Raw genomic sequence first — 6,228 nt, 5'->3', positions numbered from 1 at the left:
TCAAAAGACAAAGGATTTTCTTGAGCAATATACAAGACAGGATAGACTGGTAATAGAACAGAAACTAAATCTTTCAGAAAAACAGAAAATCCAATTCATAACCAGGCTCAATTTTTTATACAGGCCCGAAAATCGGCAGTACTACTATTCCTTTTTAAAAAAAAATTGTTCGACTGAGATTCGAGATTTGTTGAGCGAAATAGGGGTGAATTTTCCCAAAGAAAATTTGGAGGTATCTTATAGACAATTAATTAATTATCATCTTGCTGATCATCTCTGGCTGAGATTTGGCATCAACCTATTATTAGGAAAGTCAATAGATCAAAACTCTAATAAATTTGAAAGTACCTTTTTGCCAGTATATCTAAAAGAGGAAATTAGTGATTCCCAATTGAATGGAAGACCGCTGGTGAAGTGGGAACAGACCTTAAATAGGGTTGAAAATAAACAGAAAAGAAGTCTTCAATATTGGCTTTCCCCAATCCTGATTTTTTCTCTTTTATTTTTACTTTTTCTTTTTTGGTTTCCTCGGCCAGCTCAAATAGCAGTAATAGTTTTAATAGGTGGAGTGGGCCTGGTGCTGTCGTTGATGTGGTTTTTTTCTGATCATCTGGAGGTTCGAAATAATTTAAATATTCTTTGGTGTAATCCCTTATATCTACTATACCTTCCTTTAATGATCAAAAATAAATCAAGAATTCTATTGGCTTTTTTATTAATGACATTATTATTTAGTACAATTTTTATTTGGCTACTAGGTCTACAATTATTTGATATTGCTATTATACCTATATTATTGATATTGGTAATAGTAAACTATATACAAATTAGAAAATAGAGTGCAAAAAACATTATTCCTCCAGAAGGGTGTCCAGACACTGAATAATTCAGCATACAGGCAAAGAAATGAAATGTCTATGTCTTTGATGAAACCGGATAGCCTGCGGGGGTTCCTAAAAATTCAAAAGAGCTACTGGGAAACATACATTGGTAAATGGGAGAAAGATGAAGAGCAAAAGTGCCTTTGCCGGAGTGGTTTCAGGCAGAAGAAGTAAACCTGCTGCTAAAAGGATTTTGTAACAATTGTATCCGGATAAAGGACAACTATTATAACGAATATTAAAAATAAAAAAAGAGATAATGGAGAAAACAACATTTAAGATAACCAAAATGGATTGCCCTTCGGAAGAGCAGATGATCCGGATGAAGTTGGAATCTTATGCTCAAGTGAAATATTTGGATTTTGATATTCCCAACAGGAAATTGGAAGTATATCATGTGGATGGCATTGAAGATATACAAACATCAATAGCCGGTTTAAACCTTGGGGATTCTTTAGAGGGAACCGAAGAAGCCGAGCCTCCCGTAATAGAAGACCAATCCAAACAGAAAACAATCCTTTGGTGGGTCCTGGGGATAAATTTCGGCTTTTTCATTATCGAAATGACCACGGGTTGGATTTCGTCTTCTATGGGCCTTATTGCAGATTCTTTGGATATGCTGGCAGATTCTATCGTGTACGCGCTAAGCCTATTCGCCGTTGGTGGTGCCATTTCCAGGAAAAAGAAAGTGGCAAAGTTTAGCGGCTACTTTCAAATGGCGTTGGCAACACTTGGTTTTGCAGAGGTATTAAGAAGGTTTTTTACCAGTAGTGAAACACCAATGTTCCAGTGGATGATCATAATTTCCATTTTAGCCCTACTGGGGAACCTAATTTCGCTCTGGTTGATAAACAAAGCTAAAAGTAAAGAAGCCCATATGCAGGCCAGTGCCATTTTCACTTCAAATGATATTATTGTAAACGGCGGGGTGATCCTGGCCGGTGTTTTGGTCTATTTCCTGGATAGCAAATGGCCCGATTTGGTGATTGGCGGAATCGTTTTCACGTTTGTGATGCGGGGCGCAATAAGAATATTGAAACTATCGAAATAACTTAAATATGTGATCCGCAATATGTATAGTTAATAAAAAGATGATTATGAATAATCGAAATGTAGCATTATTGATTTTACTGTTGTTAGCAATAGACCAGGCCATAAAGATTTATGTGAAGACCCATTTTTATTATGGCGAGGAGTATTACATATTTGGCCTGGATTGGTTTCGCTTACATTTTTTGGAAAATCCCGGGATGGCCTGGGGCTTTAAATTTGGGGAGGGATATCTGGCAAAGCTTGTTTTGATCCTATTTCGCTTCGTAGCCGTAATTTGGGGGACTTTTTATATCAAAAAGATGATATGCGAGGGATATGCAAAGATCTTTATAATCTGTGCAGCATTTATATACGCAGGTGCATTGGGTAACTTGATTGACGGCGCATTTTACGGACTGATCTTTGAAAAAAGTGATCCGGCAGTACAAAACGTTGCAGAAATATTCCCGTCAGGGGGTGGATATGCTGGATTTTTAAATGGCAATGTCGTGGATATGTGGTTCCTTCCCATTATTGATACAAGGCTTCCGGAGTGGCTGCCATTTTGGGGAGGTAATCAATTTACTTTTTTTGACCCTGTATTTAATACCGCAGATGTCTGGATTAGCACGGGAGTGATTTTACTCCTGATCTTTCAAAACAAACACAATAAAGACCAGAAAATATCGAATAAGAAAAAGTTGAAATATACTGAGGGTAACAGAAAAATTATAAACAACGATTAGTTATGAACGTTTGGCTTTGGGTAGTAGTATTGGGATTGGCAGCTTGGGCTGCCCATTGGGGTGCGGACCAACTCTTGACGCCTTTAAAGATGCTCCGTAAGCAATGGGGGCTTACAGCTTCTGCAGGAGCAGCTTTCCTTGCCATTGTGACCGCCAGCCCCGAGGTAGCTGTAAACGTTACCAGTGCAGCCCGGGGAGTATCGGAAATTGGTCTGGGCAACCTTTTGGGTTCCAATATAATTTCCATTCCGTTGATGGTTAGCATAGCCTATTTCGCTTCCAGAAAGCAATTTAAAAATAATAAGGAACACCAAAAACATCTGGATGCCAACCTACTGGCTCTGAACAAACGTTCTGTTTCGGTATTGTCCATCCCCTACCTGGCAATCATTGCTTTGGTAGCTATACTAACCCTTCCCAAAGCCTGGCGTGGATTACAACCCATCGATGGCTATATTATGCTGGCTGCCTATGCTGCTTTTTTAACGCATGCCATTATAAAAGGCAGGGAAAAGGGCGAAAAAGTAGAATGGGACAAAAAGAAAGTCTGGTTATCCGTGGCCGGGGCCCTGGCCATAGCTGTGGGTGCTTTTTTTATTGTTAAGGCAACAGAAAATATTGTTTCGGCCCTGAATATTTCTGAAATCGTTGGGGGATTGTTCATCACGGGTATAATGACCACCGCGCCTGAAATATTTAAGACCTGGAGCGTGGTGAAAGGAGGCGAAGTAACGGCAGGCACCACTAGTGTTATCGCAGATAATGCTGTTACGATGACGGTCGCCTTTTTCCCGTTGGCGCTGGTTACTACCCCTATCGAAGATTTCCAGTTGTTTTGGGTGAATCTTGCCTTCGTTGGACTGATGCCGCTTTTGTACTCCCTTTTTGTCCATCAAAGCAAGGAACTTCACGGTTTTAGCAGATGGCAGATATTCGCGTTCGATGCAGCCTATATCGTCTATCTATTGACAATGGTATTTTTTGTTCTAAAACTATTTTAAAATAAAACATATATGAAAAAGAAAAAACTAAATCTAAGAGACCTCAAGGATCCTTCAATTGAAAATAAGGTTTCATCACAACTGAGCATTAAGGAATACATCCCTTCCATATTCAGTTTTGTGATGTTGATAGCGGGAATTGCTATTGATTACTTTGATGCCTTTCCGTTTTTTAAAGGTTGGGTACGAATCGCTTGGTATGCGGTAGCCTACATCCCCGTTGGTTTTCCTGTTATAAAAGAGGGATGGAAAAGTATCAGGGACGGTGATTTCTTTACCGAATTCTTCCTAATGTCTATCGCAACCTTAGGGGCGTTCGCCATTGGGGAATACCCGGAAGGTGTGGCCGTAATGCTGTTTTACGCCGTGGGCGAACTTTTCCAAAACGCAGCTGTAAAACGAGCAAAGGGCAACATAAAGGCGCTTCTTGATGTACGTCCTAATGAGGCCGTGGTGTATCGGAACGGCGATTATGTTTCGGTCGATCCCGAGACCGTTGAAATTGGAGAAAAAATACAAGTGCGCGTAGGTGAAAAGTTCCCTTTAGATGGCCAATTGCTATCTAAAAAAGCATCGGTCAATACCGCAGCGATTACGGGGGAAAGCAAACCCGACACCATTGCCAAAGGAGACAAGGTTTTTGCCGGGAGCATCAATCTAGAAGGTGTTGTAGAAGTGGAAACCACCAAGGAATTTAAGGATAGTTCCATTGCTCGAATTCTCGATATGGTGCAAAATGCCACAGCACGTAAATCAAAGACCGAACTGTTTATAAGGAAATTTGCACGCATCTATACTCCTATCGTAGTTTTCTTAGCAGTATGCTTAACGTTTTTACCTTATTTTTTTGTGGACGGGTACGTATTTCAGGAGTGGTTATACCGGGCCTTGATTTTTCTGGTAATTTCTTGTCCCTGTGCATTGGTGATTTCCATTCCCCTGGGTTACTTCGGTGGGTTGGGTGCAGCATCCCGAAACGGTATTCTATTCAAGGGTGCATCCTTCTTGGATGCAATGACCCAAGTGAATACGGTAGTAATGGACAAAACAGGAACCGTTACTCACGGGGTATTCAAAATAAAGGAAATCAAACCCATAACATTAGAAAAGGCAACGTTTATGAAGTACCTGATGGCGATGGAAGAACAATCCACACATCCCATTGCCAAGGCGATCTTGGAATATAAAGCGGACGGTTCTGATTATGAGGCCACCAATGTTTCAGAGGTTGCCGGAAAAGGATTGAAAGGGATGGTCAACGGAAAAACAGTACTTGTAGGTAACAAAGCATTGATGACCTCAAACAGTATTGAAGTTCCTTCGGAAACAGATGGTATTGTAGAATCAATTGTTATGGTGTCTATTGACGGAAAATTTGAAGGTTATGTAACCATTGCAGATGAATTAAAGGATGATGCACACCAAGCCATTAAACAAATTCGAGATTCAGGAATTTCCAGGATTATAATGCTATCAGGCGACAAGGACTCTATTACACAACAAGTTGCAAAAGAGTTAAATATCGATTGGGCAAAAGGTGGATTGTTGCCTGAAGACAAATTGAACGAAGTCGAAGAACTCAAAAAGCAATCCGGAACCAAAGTAGCATTTATAGGCGATGGTATTAACGATGCCCCGGTTTTGGCGATAAGTGATGTTGGCATTGCAATGGGTGGTTTGGGTAGTGATGTGGCCATCGAAACGGCGGATGTCATTATCCAGACCGACCAACCCTCTAAAATTGCAAGGGCAATAAAAATAGGTCGGTCTACAAGACGCATCGTATGGCAGAATATTGGTCTGGCTTTCGGTGTAAAAATTATCTTTATGATTTTGGGCGCAATTGGTATGGCCACATTGTGGGAAGCAGTTTTTGCAGATGTTGGTGTCGCATTTCTGGCTATTCTCAATGCGGTAAGATTACAGAAAATGAAATGGGACTAATTTAAAATTGGGAGAAGCAAATAAAGAATAAAATCTCTAAAAATCGTAGAAATAGAAGGCAAAAAAAAGAGATGAAAAACCCATAAAAAGTACTGTGCCTATGAAAGACAGATTGTACGGCACCCTAGCACTTGTCGAAATTACCATAGTACTTATAATTTATTTTTTCGATGCCATTTTCTACTTTTTTTACCTGCTTTTTTCGAATTGATACTATTCAAAAGATTTTTTAATTTATCTAATACTGTCGGGAGTTGAAAAATATAATGTTTACCTAGTTCATTTATATAAATGACATCGCCTTCCTCTTAAAGATTGAATTTTTCTAAGGTTCAGGGATTGTCCTTATTGCTTGTTGAACAGTGTCTTGATTACTCAAAATTAAATTATGTCATTAAACAGAAGAATAAGAAGAAGGGAGAAAAGGTCTAAAAGTAAAATAACTAAAAGAGATAAGCTATGGGCAATTATGGCCCTAATTGGAATTTTTATCGCAGCCCTTCTCTTATTTCATTTCTTTATAAAAGATTTGGTATATGGTTAAATTTGAAAATTGCTTAATAGAGTAACTCCGTATGGATTAATTAACCACTTCTTCCAGTAAAGTTTATTTTAAAGCGTATC

Annotated in this window: 6 protein-coding genes; all 6 read left to right on the top strand. The window is 39.3% G+C overall.

Annotated features, from left to right (window positions below; translation table 11 throughout):
• On the top strand, nt 1-838 hold an 838-nt coding region (locus RM549_RS18440; protein WP_311687490.1), incomplete at its 5' end, for a lipoprotein N-acyltransferase Lnb domain-containing protein.
• 302 nt (nt 839-1,140) lie between these two features.
• Complete coding sequence (locus RM549_RS18435; RefSeq protein WP_268223123.1) at nt 1,141-1,932, top strand: cation diffusion facilitator family transporter; 792 nt, start codon at nt 1,141-1,143, stop codon at nt 1,930-1,932.
• A gap of 46 nt (nt 1,933-1,978) precedes the next feature.
• On the top strand, nt 1,979-2,659 hold the full coding sequence (locus RM549_RS18430; RefSeq protein ID WP_311687488.1) for a lipoprotein signal peptidase: 681 nt from the start codon (nt 1,979-1,981) through the stop codon (nt 2,657-2,659).
• 2 nt (nt 2,660-2,661) lie between these two features.
• A complete protein-coding gene (locus tag RM549_RS18425; RefSeq protein ID WP_150313765.1) occupies nt 2,662-3,660 on the top strand; it encodes a sodium:calcium antiporter in 999 nt (332 codons plus the stop codon).
• A gap of 12 nt (nt 3,661-3,672) precedes the next feature.
• Nucleotides 3,673-5,604 carry a heavy metal translocating P-type ATPase gene (locus RM549_RS18420; protein ID WP_268223124.1) on the top strand — a complete coding sequence of 644 codons (1,932 nt, stop codon included), beginning with the start codon at nt 3,673-3,675 and terminating at the stop codon, nt 5,602-5,604.
• Nucleotides 5,605-5,992: 388 nt separating this feature from the next.
• Nucleotides 5,993-6,148, top strand: a complete 156-nt coding sequence (locus tag RM549_RS18415; protein ID WP_268223125.1) for a hypothetical protein — start codon at nt 5,993-5,995, stop codon at nt 6,146-6,148.
• Nucleotides 6,149-6,228 lie beyond the last annotated feature (80 nt).

The organism is Autumnicola patrickiae (assembly GCF_031846525.1).
In the GTDB taxonomy this organism is placed as follows: Bacteria; Bacteroidota; Bacteroidia; order Flavobacteriales; family Flavobacteriaceae; genus Autumnicola; species Autumnicola patrickiae.
Note: the sequence above shows the minus strand (reverse complement) of the source record. Positions and strands in the feature narration are given on the sequence as shown.

Excerpts from the sequence above, each read along its gene's own strand:
- RM549_RS18435 (WP_268223123.1), top strand. The coding sequence starts at position 1,141 with ATGGAGAAAACAACATTTAAGATAACCAAAATGGATTGCCCTTCGGAA.
- RM549_RS18430 (WP_311687488.1), top strand. The coding sequence starts at position 1,979 with ATGAATAATCGAAATGTAGCATTATTGATTTTACTGTTGTTAGCAATA.
- RM549_RS18425 (WP_150313765.1), top strand. The coding sequence starts at position 2,662 with ATGAACGTTTGGCTTTGGGTAGTAGTATTGGGATTGGCAGCTTGGGCT.
- RM549_RS18420 (WP_268223124.1), top strand. The coding sequence starts at position 3,673 with ATGAAAAAGAAAAAACTAAATCTAAGAGACCTCAAGGATCCTTCAATT.
- RM549_RS18415 (WP_268223125.1), top strand. The coding sequence starts at position 5,993 with ATGTCATTAAACAGAAGAATAAGAAGAAGGGAGAAAAGGTCTAAAAGT.